13 protein-coding genes and 3 pseudogenes are annotated in these 13,742 nt (G+C 72.5%); 9 read left to right on the top strand and 7 right to left on the bottom strand.

The genetic code is table 11. From position 1 onward, the window contains the following. The first annotated feature begins 6 nt into the window (after window positions 1–6). On the top strand, window positions 7–783 hold the full coding sequence (pstB, locus tag OG799_RS31375) for a phosphate ABC transporter ATP-binding protein PstB (RefSeq protein ID WP_406046462.1): 777 nt from the start codon (window positions 7–9) through the stop codon (window positions 781–783). Window positions 784–881: 98 nt separating this feature from the next. After that, a pseudogene (locus OG799_RS31370) lies at window positions 882–1,706 on the top strand (IS5 family transposase); the annotation flags it as partial. A gap of 176 nt (window positions 1,707–1,882) precedes the next feature. On the opposite strand, the gene OG799_RS31365 reads toward OG799_RS31370, so the two are convergent. Next, entirely contained in the window at window positions 1,883–2,710 is an 828-nt protein-coding gene (locus OG799_RS31365) for an NUDIX hydrolase (protein WP_406040303.1), read from the bottom strand. A gap of 70 nt (window positions 2,711–2,780) precedes the next feature. Between OG799_RS31365 and OG799_RS31360 the strand changes: the two genes are divergently transcribed. Next, window positions 2,781–3,749, top strand: coding sequence for a Gfo/Idh/MocA family protein (locus tag OG799_RS31360; protein ID WP_406040301.1), 969 nt, complete (start codon window positions 2,781–2,783; stop codon window positions 3,747–3,749). A gap of 52 nt (window positions 3,750–3,801) precedes the next feature. Here OG799_RS31360 and OG799_RS31355 read toward each other — a convergent pair whose 3' ends face one another. The 4 genes from OG799_RS31355 to OG799_RS31340 all read right to left on the bottom strand — a co-directional run bounded on the left by OG799_RS31355 (window position 3,802) and on the right by OG799_RS31340 (window position 7,155). After that, window positions 3,802–4,806, bottom strand: coding sequence for an anion permease (locus OG799_RS31355; RefSeq protein ID WP_406040299.1), 1,005 nt, complete (start codon window positions 4,804–4,806; stop codon window positions 3,802–3,804). 4 nt (window positions 4,807–4,810) lie between these two features. Further along, window positions 4,811–5,437: a DUF47 domain-containing protein gene (locus OG799_RS31350; protein WP_242794679.1), complete on the bottom strand. Its 627-nt coding sequence runs from the start codon at window positions 5,435–5,437 to the stop codon at window positions 4,811–4,813. 131 nt (window positions 5,438–5,568) lie between these two features. After that, window positions 5,569–6,558, bottom strand: coding sequence for a PPK2 family polyphosphate kinase (locus OG799_RS31345; protein WP_406040297.1), 990 nt, complete (start codon window positions 6,556–6,558; stop codon window positions 5,569–5,571). Between the two features lie 108 nt (window positions 6,559–6,666). Next, window positions 6,667–7,155, bottom strand: a complete 489-nt coding sequence (locus OG799_RS31340) for a MarR family winged helix-turn-helix transcriptional regulator (protein WP_406040295.1) — start codon at window positions 7,153–7,155, stop codon at window positions 6,667–6,669. A gap of 111 nt (window positions 7,156–7,266) precedes the next feature. Between OG799_RS31340 and OG799_RS31335 the strand changes: the two genes are divergently transcribed. Next, window positions 7,267–7,818, top strand: coding sequence for a hypothetical protein (locus OG799_RS31335; protein WP_406040293.1), 552 nt, complete (start codon window positions 7,267–7,269; stop codon window positions 7,816–7,818). Then, window positions 7,815–8,771, top strand: coding sequence for an RNA polymerase sigma factor SigJ (gene sigJ / locus OG799_RS31330; protein ID WP_406040291.1), 957 nt, complete (start codon window positions 7,815–7,817; stop codon window positions 8,769–8,771). The genes OG799_RS31335 and sigJ overlap by 4 nt, the downstream gene beginning before the upstream one ends. A 7-nt stretch (window positions 8,772–8,778) precedes the next feature. Here the strand turns inward: sigJ and OG799_RS31325 are convergent, their stop codons facing one another. Beyond that, a complete protein-coding gene (locus OG799_RS31325) occupies window positions 8,779–9,285 on the bottom strand; it encodes a DUF402 domain-containing protein (RefSeq protein ID WP_406040289.1) in 507 nt (168 codons plus the stop codon). Between the two features lie 138 nt (window positions 9,286–9,423). Here OG799_RS31325 and OG799_RS31320 point away from each other — a divergent pair. Both OG799_RS31320 and OG799_RS31315 read left to right on the top strand, forming a co-directional pair. Further along, a pseudogene (locus tag OG799_RS31320) lies at window positions 9,424–10,773 on the top strand (ATP-dependent DNA helicase); the annotation flags it as partial. 111 nt (window positions 10,774–10,884) lie between these two features. Beyond that, window positions 10,885–11,571 (top strand): annotated as a pseudogene (locus OG799_RS31315) (ATP-dependent DNA helicase); the annotation flags it as partial. 107 nt (window positions 11,572–11,678) lie between these two features. Here OG799_RS31315 and OG799_RS31310 read toward each other — a convergent pair. Then, window positions 11,679–13,043, bottom strand: coding sequence for an AI-2E family transporter (locus tag OG799_RS31310; RefSeq protein WP_406040287.1), 1,365 nt, complete (start codon window positions 13,041–13,043; stop codon window positions 11,679–11,681). Between the two features lie 88 nt (window positions 13,044–13,131). Here OG799_RS31310 and OG799_RS31305 point away from each other — a divergent pair, with 88 nt between their 5' ends. Beyond that, window positions 13,132–13,479: a GroES family chaperonin gene (locus OG799_RS31305; protein ID WP_406040285.1), complete on the top strand. Its 348-nt coding sequence runs from the start codon at window positions 13,132–13,134 to the stop codon at window positions 13,477–13,479. Window positions 13,480–13,556: 77 nt separating this feature from the next. After that, on the top strand, window positions 13,557–13,724 hold the full coding sequence (locus tag OG799_RS31300) for a hypothetical protein (RefSeq protein ID WP_406040283.1): 168 nt from the start codon (window positions 13,557–13,559) through the stop codon (window positions 13,722–13,724). Window positions 13,725–13,742 lie beyond the last annotated feature (18 nt).

Here is a 13,742-nt window from a genome sequence, read left to right as displayed (position 1 = left end):
ACCACCATGGCCAAGCGCGTCGAAGCCAGGAACGTCACCGCCTACTACGGCAACTTCAAGGCGATCGAGAACATCAGCCTGACCGTCGAGCCGAAGACGGTCACCGCCCTGATCGGCCCGTCCGGCTGCGGCAAGTCCACCTTCCTGCGGTCGATCAACCGGATGCACGAGGTGCTGCCCGGCGCCCGGGTCGAGGGCAGTCTGACCATCGACGAGCAGGACATCTACGACCGGGACATTGACGTGACCGCGGTCCGCCGGACGATCGGCATGGTCTTCCAGCGCCCCAACCCGTTCCCCACCATGTCGATCTTCGACAACGTGGTGGCCGGGCTGAAGCTCAACGGGGTCCGCAAGAAGTCGATCCTGGAGGAGACCGCCGAGAAGGCGCTCCGCTCGGCCAACCTCTGGGACGAGGTCAAGGACCGGCTCGGCAAGCCGGGCGCGGGCCTCTCCGGCGGTCAGCAGCAGCGGCTCTGCATCGCCCGCACCATCGCCGTCGAGCCGCAGGTGGTGCTGATGGACGAGCCCTGCTCGGCGCTGGACCCGATCTCGACGCTGGCCATCGAGGACCTGATGTTCCAGCTCAAGGACAAGTTCACCATCATCATCGTCACGCACAACATGCAGCAGGCCGCGCGGGTGTCGGACCGGACCGCCTTCTTCTCCATCGAGAAGACCGGCGACCCGGGCCGCCTCATCGAGTACGACAACACCCAGAAGATCTTCAGCAACCCGAGCGTGAAGAAGACCGAGGACTACATCACCGGCCGCTTCGGCTGAGAGACCGTCGGGTAACCGATTGAGGGCGGGCTGTTACGGCGAGAAACGTCGATGTCGGGTGCTCGACAAATGCGTCATCCCCGCCATGATCTTGATGTGTGTGCAACAGGGATCTTGGCGGGGACGACGCCCGTAGATGCTACTCATCCGGCCTGACCGACGCGATGTGGGCTGTCCTGGCTCCGTTGATGCCGGTGCGTGACCTGCGCAAAGGCGGACGTCCGCGGGTGTACGACGATCGGTTGATTCTGAACTCGATCTTCTATGTGCTGCGGTCGGGCTGTGCGTGGCGGTTGATGCCTCACGATCTGGCCCCGCCGGACGCGGCGCATCGGTGGTTCACCACCTGGCGCCGAGACGGCACGTGGGATGCCATCCACGACGAACTGCGGCGGCAGGTGCGCGTGCAGGCCGGGCGGGAACCCGAGCCCACGGCGGCGGTTCTGGACGCCCAGTCGATCAAATCCAGTGAGGGAGGTGAGTCTCGTGGATTCGACATGGGTAAGCGCACCACCGGCCGGAAACGACACCTGATCGTCGACACGATGGGACTCCTGCTCGTCGTCGCGGTCACCTCCGCCTCGGTACAGGACCGACCCGGCGGACGGGCGCTGCTGCACCGCCTCGCCGCCACCTTCACCACCATCGCCGTCGTCTGGGCCGACGGTGGCTACGCCAACAGCGTCGACACCAGTCTGCTGACCTGGGCCAAGACCCAACTCGGCATCCTGCTGCAGATCGTCAAACGCACCGACGACGTCAAAGGCTTCCAGGTCCTACCCCGCCGCTGGGTCGTGGAACGCACCTTCGGCTGGCTGATCCGCAACCGACGCCTGGCCCGCGACTACGAACGCCTCACCACCAACTCCGAGACCATGATCAAAGTCGCAATGATTCGACTCATGGCGATACGCCTGGCCCGTCAACCGACCCGATGGGCCAACACCGCCGAACGTGCAGCCGCTCGACGCATCAACGCCGAACAACTTTTCACAACGTAACCATCCGGTTACCCGACGGCCTCTGAGCCGCTGGTTCCCGGTCCGCGAGGGGCGTCGGTCGCACTGACCGGCGCCCCTCGACGTGTCCCGGGGTGGGTTCAGGACAGCAGGAACCGGGGTTCGCCGTGCTCGGGGATGTCCAGGTGGGGGGTGACCGGGTTGGCGGCGTCGCGACCGGCCGCCGCCCGGGCCACGCCGGCGAGGTCGCCGGCCGCGGCCACCTGGGCGAGGGTGACCAGGGTGGGGGGCAGCATGGTCAGGTCGCCGGCCTCGGCCCGGGCCAGGGCGTCCGCGGGGCGGATCCACATGGTGTGGTCGGCCTCGCCGGAGACGTCCCGGGTCCGCTGCCCCTCCGGCAGCAGGGCCACGAAGAAGTACGTGTCGAAGCGGCGCGGCTCGAACTCCGGCGTGATCCACCGGCTCCACGGCAGCAGCAGGTCGGACCGGAGTGTCAGCCGTCGCCCGGCGAGCAGGTCGGCGAAGCCCACCCGGCGCCCCTCCAGGTCCTGCCGGGTGGCCTCCCAGTCGTCACCGCTGACGTCGCCGACCACCGTGTCGGCGTCCGGGCCGGCCAGCAGCACCCCGGCCTCCTCGAAGACCTCCCGGGCGGCGGCGCAGACCACCGCCTGGGCGGCGTCCGGCGCGAGGCCGAGGCGGTCCCCCCAGCGCGTCGGCGCCGGACCGGCCCAGTCCAGGTGGGCCTGCGAGTCGGAGCGGTCGACGCCGCCACCGGGGAAGGCGTACATCCCTCCGAAGGTCATCGCGGCGACCCGGCGGATCACGTACACCTCGAAGTCGACGCCGGCGGGGCGGAGCAGCAGCACGGTGGCCGCGACCCGGGGCGTCGCCGGGGTGCCGCCCTCGGCGCGGAACCGGCGGGCGTGCTCCACCAGGGCGGGGGGTGCGGCGAAGCCGTCGATCGTCATCCCGCGAGCCTAGTTCCCGACGGGTGGATCATCCTCCCGGTGTCCGGGCGGTCCGGGATAGCGTGCCGGGATGACGCGTTGGGGAATCCTGGCCACCGGACACATCGCCGGCCGCTTCGCCGAGGACCTGCGACTGCTGCCGGGCGCGGAACTGGTCGCGGTCGGCTCACGTACGCCGAAGAGCGCCGAGCTGTTCGCGGCCCGGCACGGCGTGCCCCGGGCGTACGGTTCCTGGGCCGAGCTGGCCGCCGACCCGGACCTGGACGTGATCTACGTGGCCACCCCGCACGCCGCCCATCACGAGGCGACCATGACCTGCCTGGCCGGCGACAAGGCGGTGCTGGTGGAGAAGCCCTGCACGCTCGACCTGGCCACCAGCACCGAGCTGGTGGAGACCGCCCGGGCCCGCGGGGTCTTCCTGATGGAGGCCATGTGGATGCGGACCAACCCGCTCATCCTCCGCGTGGTGGAGCTGATCGCGGCGGGTGCGATCGGCGACGTGACCAGCGTGCGGGCGGACTTCGGGGCGGCCGGGCCGTTCCCGCCCGAGCACCGGATGCGGGCCCGGACGCTGGGCGGCGGGGCGCTGCTCGACCTGGGGGTCTATCCGCTGAGCCTGGCCCACCTGCTGCTCGGCGTGCCGCAGCATGTGCACGCCTGGGCGAAGCTGGGCCCCGAGGGCGTGGACGAGAACACCGGCATGGTGCTGGGCTGGGACTCGGGCGCGGTGGCCACGCTGAGCTGCGGCATGGTCGGCGCGACCGGGATCACCGCCTCGATCACCGGCACCACCGGGCGGATCGACCTGCCCGAGCCGTTCTACCGGCCCGGCTCGGCGCTGCTGCACCGGCTCGGGGCCGAACCGGAGACCATCCCCGCCGACCTGACCGGCGGCGGCTACCAGCACGAGGCCGTCGAGGTGCAGCGGTGCCTGGCAGCCGGGCTGACCGAGAGCCCGCTGGTCCCGCACGCCGCGACGCTGGAGGTGATGGCGCTGCTGGACGGCATCCGGGAGCGGATCGGCGTCTCCTACGCGTGAAAGGAGGGCCCCTTCTCAACAGACGTCTTTGAGAAGGGGCCCTCCTTTCACCTCAGAAGAGCGGTCGGACCACCAGGTAGGCGAGGCAGGCGATCAGCGCGGCGGCCGGGAACGTGATGATCCAGGCGATCACGATGTTGCCGGCGACGTTCCAGCGCACCGCGGAGAGCCGCTTGGTCGCGCCCACACCCATGATCGCCGAGGTGATCGTGTGGGTGGTGGAGATCGGAGCCTTCAGCACCAGGGCGTTGAAGAAGAGCACCGCGCTGGCCACCGTCTCGGCGGCGAAGCCCTCCGGCGGGCCCAGGTCAATGATCTTGCGGCCGAGCGTGCGGATGATCCGCCACCCACCGGAGTAGGTGCCGAGCGCCAGCATGGTCGCCGAGGTCCAGAAGACCCAGCCGGGGATGTGCGTCTTGTCGCTCTGGAAACCGCCCGTGTAGAGAGCCAGGACGATGATGCCCATGGTCTTCGCGGCGTCCTGCATACCGTGGCCGATCGACATGGCCGCCGCCGAGGCGGTCTGCGCCCAGCGGAAGCCCCGGTTCAACTTGCCCGGCTGCCCCTTCCGGAACAGCCAGAGGATCAGCAGCATCACCAGGAAGCCCAGGATCAGGCCGACCACCGGCGAGAGCACCATCGGGATGATGACCTTCTCGCCGATGTTGCCCCACTGCACCACGCCCCCGGTGGCGAGCAGCGTCGCCCCGACCAGGCCGCCGAAGAGGGCGTGCGAGGACGACGAGGGCAGGCCGAAGTACCAGGTGATCAGGTTCCAGGCGATCGCCCCGAGAACCCCGGCGAAGACCACCCCCAGGCTGGTCACTCCGGTGGGCAGGGTCACCAGGCCGTCGCCGACGGTCTTGGCCACGCCGGCGCCGAAGTGCGCGCCGACGAAGTTGCCCACCGCGGCCAGTGCGAGGGCGACCCGAGGTGTCAGCGCCCGGGTGGAGACGCTGGTGGCGATCGCGTTCGCCGCGTCATGGAAGCCGTTCGTGAAGTCGAACGCCATGGCGGCCACGATCACCGCCAGTACGGCGATGAGTTCGGGACTCACAGGATCAGGACTCCTTGACCGTGATGGTCTCGACGGTGTTCGCCACGTGCTCGAAGGCGTCGCAGGCGGCCTCGAGCTCGTCGGCGACCTCCTTCATCTTCAGCACGGTGAGGGCGTCGTACTCGCCGGAGAAGAGTCGGACCAGCAGCATCCGGTACGCCTGGTCGCCGTCGTTCTCGAGCCGGTTGCATTCGATCCAGTAGTCCTCGAGGTCCTTCATCGACTTGAGTCGGGGCATCGCCTCGGCGGTCAGCTTGGCCTGCTGGTCGAGGACGTTGACCAGCTCGTGCAGCTCGCGCGGCAGCGCGGGGAGCTTGGTCAGGCCGTACAGGTAGAGCAGGTTGCCGACCGCCTCCAGGTGGTCCATCACGTCGTCGAGCAGCGAGCCCAGACGGTAGATGTCCTCCCGGTCGAACGGGGTGATGAAGGTAGAGTTGATCTTCTTGTACAGCTCGTGGGTGATCTGGTCGCTGTCGTGCTCGACCTCGGTGAGCCGCTCGCTGACCGACTGCACGTCGACGTCGGGCAGGCCCAGCTCGTTCAGCAGCTCGGTACCCCGCACCAGGTTCTGCGCGGCCCTGGTGAAGAGCTCGTAGAAGGCGCCCTCGGTGGGACGGAAGGAAAACTTCACAGCACGGACCTCGTCGTGTCGGTGGAAGGGTGGCTGCCGCCCCGAGGGGCGCCTGCTCCGGGAATGCTAAGGACACGGCGGGACGGGGCATTCCCCGGCCCACCCCTGGTCAGGCCCGATTCACCACTCGTTCACCTGCTGTTCACCTTCAGTCCGTCGTCCCCACTCCGCAACCGTTGGCGTTGCCGCGCCACGTCGAAACCGGCTGCCGGATACCCCAGATCCAGTCCGTCGAACGTCTCCCGGAGCAGGTGTGCGACCGCCCAGTCCCGGTACCACTTGCGGTCCGCCGGCACCACGAACCACGGCGCGGCGTCCGCGTCGCACCGGGCCAGGGCCTCGGCGTACGCGGCCTGGTAGTCGCCCCAGCGGGCCCGCGAGTCGAGATCGCTCGGGTTGTACTTCCAGTACTTGCGCGGGTCGGTCAGCCGCTCCATCAGCCGCTCGCCCTGCTCCGCGTACGAGATGTGCAGCATCACCTTGACCAGGGTCACCGCGCCGCCGTCCAGCTCCCGCTCGAAGGCGTTGATCTCGTCGTACCGGGCCCGCCAGGTGGCCTCGTCGACGAGCCCGTCGACCCGGGCGATCAGCACGTCCTCGTAGTGCGAGCGGTTGAAGATCCCGACGTAGCCGGGCGGCGGCAGGGCCCGGCGGATCCGCCACAGGAAGTCGTGCCGCCGCTCCTCCGCGCTGGGCGGCCCGAACGAGCGGATGTGCAGGCCCAGGGGGTTCATCGCGCCGGCCACCCGCTTGATCGTGCCGTCCTTGCCGCCGCAGTCCATCGCCTGGAGCACGAGCAGCACCCGGCACGGCCGGTCGCCGTCCAGCTGGGCGTCGGCCGCCGTCGGCGCCCCGGCCGGCGCGTCCGGTCCGGCCGCACCCTTCGCGGTGGCGTACAACATCTCCTGCTGCCGGCCCAGCTCGGCGCCGAGCAGCGCGACCTGCTGGTGGGCCCAGGCCTTGCGCCGTTTGCCGCTCCCGGCCGCCGAGGGCAGCCCCGGCATCGACCGGGGGTCGATCGCGGCCAGGTCGACCGCCCCGCCCGCCGGCGCCACCCGCAGCAGTTCCCGTATCGTCCCGCCGTCCGGCGGCACGACGGCCGCCTCATCGACTCCGCTCATCCCCGGATCATCACCCACCCCACCCGTCCCCGCCTCCCGGGGACGCCGCGCCCGGCCGGGCGGGCGGAGCTGGGTCGGATGCCAGCGGTCGGCACGCCGACCCGAGGGTCAGGAGCCGACGGTGGGCGTCTGCGGGCTTCCGGCTCCCCGGACCTGGTGGTCCAGGACGCGGGTGAGCAGCCCCACCAGCTGGGCACGCTCGTCCGGCTCGAGCGGGGCGAGCAGGGCGTCCTGGACGCGGGTCAGCTGCCCCTCCAGCAGCGCCAGCTGCCGGTGGCCGGCCGAGGTGATGGTGATGATGTTGCGCCGCCGGTCGGCCGGGTCGGGGGCGCGTTCGACGAACCCCCGGTCGGCGAGCTCGTTGAGCGCCGCCACCAGGTCGCTCAGGTGGACGCCGCTGCGTCGGCCCAGGGCCGCCTGGCTGGCCGGACCGAACTCGTCGAGGGCCGCCAGCACCCGGTAGTGGTAGCCGCGCCCGTCGACGGCGGCCATCCCGTCGGCCACCAGGCGCCCGGCGTGCTGGGCGGTCTGGGTCAGCAGCCAGCTCGGCAGGCGGGTGAACCGGGCCGGGGTGACGTCGTCGGCCGGCCTTCGCATGTGACGACCCTAACAGGTCGTTCGGGGTCCTAACGATTGCCCTTGAATCATTAGGACGCCTAACGTTAATGAGGCAAACGTTGTAACGACCAACGAGCCGGAGGAGCCACGATGACCAGCCCGCTGCTCAACCCTCAGATCGTCGGCCAGGCCGAGAACGCCCACCTGCCGGTCCTGGCGCGCATCCTCGCCCGCACCGGCACCACCAGGCACCAGTGGGTGGCCCTGACCCTCACCGCGGCCGGCGGCGGGGCGGTCGACCGCGACCGGCTCGTCGCCCGGATCACCGGCACCCTGAAGATCGACGCCGCGGCGGCCACCGCGGCGATAGCCGAGCTGACCACCCGCCGGCTGCTCGCCGAACTGCCCGGCGAAACACCCCGGATCGAGCTCACCGACGCGGGCCAGGCACGCCACCGGGCGATCCGCCTCGCCGTCGACGAGGTCATCGGGCGGGTGTACCGTGACATCCCCGCCGACGACCTGGCCACCGCGGGCCGGGTGCTGACCCTCATCACCGCCCGGCTCAACGCCGAGACGGCCGACGCCGGCCAGCCGAACGGCGGGCAGCAAGCCCCACCCGCCCCGCAGTCACATTCGGGGCTGCCGTCGCCTCCCTGGGACGGGGACGATGTGGGCGGCGGTGGGAGGAGAATGCGGTGACGGATCTCAGCACGGAGTTCGAGGCGGAGCGCGGGCACCTGATGGCGGTCGCCCACCGGATGCTGGGCAGCCGGAGCGAGGCCGAGGACGCCGTGCAGGAGACCTGGCTGCGGTACGCGGGCGCGCTCGCCGACCCGGCGGCCCGCGCCCAGATCCGGGAGTTGCGGGGCTGGCTGACCACCACCTGCTCGCGGATCTGCCTGGACGTGCTCCGCTCCGCGCGGGTACGACGGGAGACCTACCCCGGGCAGTGGCTGCCGGAGCCGGTGGTGAACGCCGTCCCGGCCGCCGCCGGCTTCGCCCCCGACCCGGCCGAACGGGCGGTCCGCGCCGACCAGGTCGGCACCGCGCTGCTGGTGGTGCTGGAACGGCTCGCGCCGGAACAGCGGGTCGCGTTCGTGCTGCACGACGTATTCGCCGTGCCGTTCGCCACCATCGCCGAGGTGCTGGGCACCACACCCGCCGCGGCCCGGCAGCTCGCCTCCCGGGCCCGCCGGGCGGTCACCGCCCCGGACGTCCCCCGGCACACCGCCGACCTGGCCGAGCAGCGGCGGGTGCTGGCCGCGTTCGCCGCCGCCGTGGACTCCGGCGAGCTGGATCGGCTGGTCGAGGTGCTCGCCCCGGACGTGGTCATGGTCGGCGACAGCGGCGGGCACTTCCCGGCGGCCCGCCGGCCGGTGGTGGGCGCCGAGGCGGTGGCCCGCTTCATCCTCGGCCTCTTCGGGCAGGCCGCCCGGTTCGCCGGCCCGCTGCTGGCTCGGCCGGTGCTGGTCGACGGCGCCCTCGGCTGGCAGCTGGAGACCGTCTACCGGGACGGCCGCACGCTGCGCCTGGTCATGGCGTACGCGGTGCACGAGGGGCGGATCACCGGCGTCTGGAACCAGCTCAACCCGGAGAAGCTGGCCGACCTGCCGGCGTTCGGCCCGGACGACGTCTGGCCGCCGCGCCGGTGACCCCGGCTCAGACCACCAGGGCCAGCCACTTCCGGTACGACGTGGCGAACGGCTCGGTGCCGTCCGCGAGCGCGCCGAAGAGCCAGCCGGCCGCCGCCTCCGCCTCCACCACCACGTCGTCCGGGTAGCCGAAGCGCTCCCGGTGCTCGGCGAACTCGTCCTCGTCGCGCAGCTCCACCAGGCCGGTCGCCCGGCGGCGCACCACGTCCAGGTCGAGGTCGATCAGGTGGACCGTGTCGCCGCCCTCCCAGCGGGCCGGGGTGGCGATGTCGCAGTAGACCTCGCTGGTCCGCGGCGGCGGGTTGAACATGCCGGTCCACCAGCCGTGGTGCGGCACCAGCAGGACGAACGGGATCTGCTCGACGGAGGGCCGGCCGTGGTAGACCGACTCGGTGCCGGCCGGCACGCCCAGCCACACGCCGAGATCGTCCTCGGCGAGGCGGCGGGCCGGGTAGTCGCGGTGGGCGCTGCCGTCGAACTTGCGGTAGATCACGCGGACCACGTCGCTCGGCATGACTGGCACCCTAACCGATTCCGGCCACGCGACGCGATCGGCAGGTAACCGGACGCGACCCGCGCGAACGCGTACCGCGACGACGCCACGCGGCGGATCGGCGCGGCCCGTGTCGGCCGCGCCGGGTACCGTCGCACGGTGACCCCGCCCCGCACCGCCACCGGTCCCGCCGCGTCCCGGAAGGGTCGGGGCACCCGGCCCAGCGGGGCCGACCTGCTCGCCGCGGCGGTCGGCGCCGTGCCCGGCGGGGCCGCCCGCCCGGGCCAGCAGCAGATGGCCGAGGCGATCGAGCGGAGCATCGCCTCCCGCGAGCACCTGCTCGTCCAGGCGGGCACCGGCACCGGCAAGTCGCTGGCCTACCTGGCCCCGGCGTTGACCGTGGACGGCCCGGTGGTGGTCTCCACCGCCACCCTGGCGTTGCAGTCCCAGCTGGTCGACCACGACCTGCCCCGGCTCGCCGACGCGGTGGAGCCGCTGCTGCGCCGGCGGCCCACCTTCGCCGTGCTCAAGGGCCGGCACCACTACCTGTGCCTGGCCCGGCTGGACAACTCCACCGAGGACGAGCCGGAGGACACCCTCTTCGACGGCCCGGCGGCCCGCCCCGGCGGCGGGACGAAGTGGCTGGGCGAGGCCGGCCGGCTGGGCAAGCAGATCCAGCGGCTGCGCGACTGGGCGGAGAAGACCGACACCGGCGACCGGGACGAGCTGGACCCGGGCGTGGACGACCAGGTCTGGCGGACGGTCTCGATGCCGGCCCGGGAGTGTGTCGGCGCGAGCCGCTGCCCGTTCGGGCAGGAGTGCTTCGCCGAGGCCTCTCGGGCCCGGGCCCGCGAGGCCGACATCGTGGTCACCAACCACAGCCTGCTCGCCGTCGACATGCTCGCCGGCCGGCACATCGTGCCGCCGCACAAGCTGCTCATCGTGGACGAGGCGCACGAGCTGGCCGACCGGGTCTCCTCCGCCGCCCAGGCCGAGCTGGTCCCGGAGCTGGTCGACCGGTCCACCCGCCGGGCCCGGCCGCTGCTGCGGCCGGAGGTCGCCGAGCGGCTCACCGAGGCCGGCGACGCCCTCGCCGTCGGGCTGGCCGAGGCGCCCGCCGGGCGGCTGACCGCCGGCCTGCCCGGGCCGCTGCGGGAGGCGTGCACGCTGCTCGACGCGGCGACCCGGGCGGCACTGGAGGCGATCGGCGAGGTCAAGGCCGACGACCCGGACCCGGTCCGCAAGCAGCAGGCGAAGGCGGTGCTGGACGAGCTCTCCACCACCGCCCAGCGGTTGCTGGAGGAGGCGGACCACGACGTGGCCTGGGTGGAGAAGCCCGACAACGGCAGCCGCCGCGCCCTGGTGGTCGCGCCGCTCTCGGTCGCCGGCACCCTCGCCACCCACCTGTACGACGAGCGCACCGTGGTCGCCACCTCGGCGACCCTCGCGCTCGGCGGCCGGTTCGACACGGTGGCCCGGGCGCTCGGGCTCGACGCGCCGCCGCCCGCCCCACCGTCTCCGGCCGCCGCCGCCCTCGCCGCCAGCACCGCGCGCGGGGACGCCGCCGTACCCGCGCCGGTCGCCGCCGCACCCGGCAGCCGGGCCGCCACCGGCACCGTGCCGGCCACCGAGGGGCCGGGCTGGCGCTCGCTGGACGTCGGCTCTCCGTTCGACTACGCGCGGCAGGGCATCCTCTACGTCGCCGCGCACCTGCCCCGCCCCAGCGTCTCCGGGCTGCCCGAGGCGGCCGGCGAGGAGCTGCTGGCGCTGGTCGGGGCGCTCGGTGGTCGTACCCTCGGGCTCTTCTCCTCCCGACGGGCCGCGCAGCAGGCCGCGGAGCTGCTCCGCACGCGGACCGACCTGCCGGTGCTGCTCCAGGGCGAGGAGGCGCTGCCGCTGCTGGTCCGCCGGTTCCGGCAGCAACGGCAGAGCTGCCTGTTCGGGGTGATGTCGCTCTGGCAGGGGGTGGACGTGCCGGGCGACGCCTGCCAGCTCGTGGTGATCGACCGCCTGCCCTTCCCGCGCCCCGACGAGCCGCTCGCGGCGGCCCGGGCCGCGGCGGTGGACGCCGGCGGCGGGTCCGGTTTCGCCGCGGTCAGCGTGCCGATCGCGGCGGTCCGGCTCGCGCAGGGCGTGGGGCGGCTGATCCGGGCCACCGGGGACCGGGGCGTCGTCGCGGTGCTCGACTCCCGGCTGGAGACCGCCCGTGGCTACGGCCCGTTCCTGCGGCGTTCGCTGCCGCCGTTCTGGTACACCACCCGGCCGGACGTGGCCCGGGGCGCCCTGGAACGGCTCGGCAAGAGCTGACGGAGCGGGCGGACTCCCCCCGTCGGCCGGCCGTCCGCCTGGGTGACCACCCGCACGGCGGCGAGCGTCGCCAGCGCCTTACGAAAGTTCATGCCTGCCCGCTCCGGTCAGGGCGCCTGCGAGGCGACCACCACCGCGTCCGGCGGGGTGTCCGGCACGGTCCGGGCGGCGAGCCGGCGGACGGCCGTGTTGAGCACCGCGATCAGCGGCACCGCGACCAGCGCCCCGGTGATCCCGGCGAGGACGACGCCGGCGGCGATCCCGATGATCACGGCGAGCGGGTGGATGGCCACCGCGCGCCCCATGATCAGCGGCTGGAGCACGTGCCCCTCGACCTGCTGCACGCCGATCACCACGCCGAGGATGATCAGCGCCTTGATCGGCCCGCTGTCGACCAGCGCCACCAGCACCGCCACGACGCCGGAGAGCGCGGCGCCGACGATCGGGATGAACGCCCCCAGGAAGACCAGCGCGGCCAGCGGGAAGGCGAACGGGATGTCGAAGACGACCAGGAAGATGCCGATGCCGACCGCGTCGATGAAGGCGACCAGGACGGTGGCCCGGACGTACGCGCCCAGCGTCGACCAGGACGCCCGGCCGGCGTCGTCGACCTTCCAGCGGGCGGCGACCGGCAGCAGCCGGACCAGGAACCGCCAGATCCTGCTGCCGTCGCGGAGGAAGAAGAAGGTGGCGAAGAGCACCAGGATGGTGCCGGTGAGCACCTCGGCGAGGGTGGCCGCGGTGGAGAGGGCGCCGCTGGTGAACTTCTCGGTGTTGCCGTTGATCCAGCCCTGCGCCTCGTCGATGTAGCGGTTGAGCTGGCTGTCCGACAGGTGCAGCGGGCCGGTCTTGAGCCAGTTCTGGATCTGCCGTACGCCCTGCGACGACTTCTCGCTCAGCTCGGGCACGCCCTGGATGAACTCGTTCACCACCAGGGTCAGCGTGCCGATCACCGCCGCCAGGCCGCCGACGAGCACCACCCCGGTCGCCAGCGACCGGGGGAAGCGGGCCTTCAGCAGCCAGCCGACCGCCGGGGCGAGCAGCGCCGAGAGCAGCAGCGCCACCGCCAGCGGGATGATCACGATCCGGATGGTGCCGACGATCCTGAGGAGCCCCCAGGTGACGACCCCGACCACGATCAGGCGCCACGACCAGGCCGCCGCGATCCGCAGCGCGTGCGGCACCTCGGCGTCGTCCCGGCTGGAGGTGGAGTTGTGCATCGCGGCCGGCGGTTCCGCGCCCACCACCGTCGCCGCGGGTGGCGCCACCGGACCCGGCGAGGTCGGCGAGGCCTCGCCCGGTTCGTCGGGCGCGTCCGCCGGCTGGGCACGCTTCGCGCGCGCCGACTCGCGTCCCGACTCGTACGCGTGACGGAGCCGTCCGCGTACCCGCTCGAAGCGGCTCAAGCGCACCTCCCGCAAAGCTGGTCCGCCCACGACACAGGGGGGACAGGATACGTCCGTCGGTCCCACCCTAGGGCGGATCCGCCACACATTGCCCCCAGCCGACTCCGCTCAACCACCGCACGACCGACCGCGGGGCACGCGGTAGCGTCTTCGCGTGACCGCCGACCAGAACCTCGACTCCGGCCTGCCGATCCGCCTGCTGCACGACCGCGTGCTGGTGCGCACGGAGGGCAGCGAGGGCGAGCGCCGCTCCACCGCGGGCATCGTGATCCCGGCGACCGCGGCGGTCGGCAAGCGCCTGGCCTGGGCCACCGCGGTGGGGGTGGGCCCGCACGTACGCGCGATCGTCGCCGGCGACCGGGTGCTCTTCGACCCCGACGACCGGTCCGAGGTCGAGCTGCACGGCCGCGGGTACGTCCTGCTCCGCGAGCGCGACGTGCACGCCGTCGCCGCCGAACGGGTGGACAAGGAGCCCACCGGCTCGACCGGCCTCTACCTGTAGGCCCTTGCCGCCCGCGGCGTCGTTTGCCTTCCCTCCCGACGGGAAGCCAGCCACCTCCACCGCCCTGGGGAGGGACGATGCCGGTATTCGTGAAGAAGCTGCTGCTGTGGGGCTTCGTCGCCTTCCTGATCTACTTCATGGCGTTCCGGCCGGACGGCGCGGCCCAGATGTTCAAGGGGATCGGGGCGGCGCTGATGGCCATCTTCCAGGGCCTCGGCGACTTCATGACCGGCCTGACGACCTGACCCGCGCCGCCGCCACCA

It is taken from the genome of Micromonospora sp. NBC_00898 (assembly GCF_045207895.1).
Classification (GTDB): domain Bacteria; phylum Actinomycetota; class Actinomycetes; order Mycobacteriales; family Micromonosporaceae; genus Micromonospora.
This window is presented reverse-complemented; position numbering and strand designations above follow the sequence as displayed.

What these genes read in the sequence shown, in the direction of transcription:
- OG799_RS31360 (WP_406040301.1), top strand. Translation starts at nt 2,781, where the DNA reads ATGACGCGTTGGGGAATCCTGGCCACCGGACACATCGCCGGCCGCTTC.
- pstB (WP_406046462.1), top strand. Translation starts at nt 7, where the DNA reads ATGGCCAAGCGCGTCGAAGCCAGGAACGTCACCGCCTACTACGGCAAC.
- OG799_RS31345 (WP_406040297.1), bottom strand. Translation starts at nt 6,558, where the DNA reads ATGAGCGGAGTCGATGAGGCGGCCGTCGTGCCGCCGGACGGCGGGACG.
- OG799_RS31365 (WP_406040303.1), bottom strand. Translation starts at nt 2,710, where the DNA reads ATGACGATCGACGGCTTCGCCGCACCCCCCGCCCTGGTGGAGCACGCC.
- OG799_RS31300 (WP_406040283.1), top strand. Translation starts at nt 13,557, where the DNA reads ATGCCGGTATTCGTGAAGAAGCTGCTGCTGTGGGGCTTCGTCGCCTTC.
- OG799_RS31335 (WP_406040293.1), top strand. Translation starts at nt 7,267, where the DNA reads ATGACCAGCCCGCTGCTCAACCCTCAGATCGTCGGCCAGGCCGAGAAC.
- OG799_RS31325 (WP_406040289.1), bottom strand. Translation starts at nt 9,285, where the DNA reads ATGCCGAGCGACGTGGTCCGCGTGATCTACCGCAAGTTCGACGGCAGC.
- OG799_RS31340 (WP_406040295.1), bottom strand. Translation starts at nt 7,155, where the DNA reads ATGCGAAGGCCGGCCGACGACGTCACCCCGGCCCGGTTCACCCGCCTG.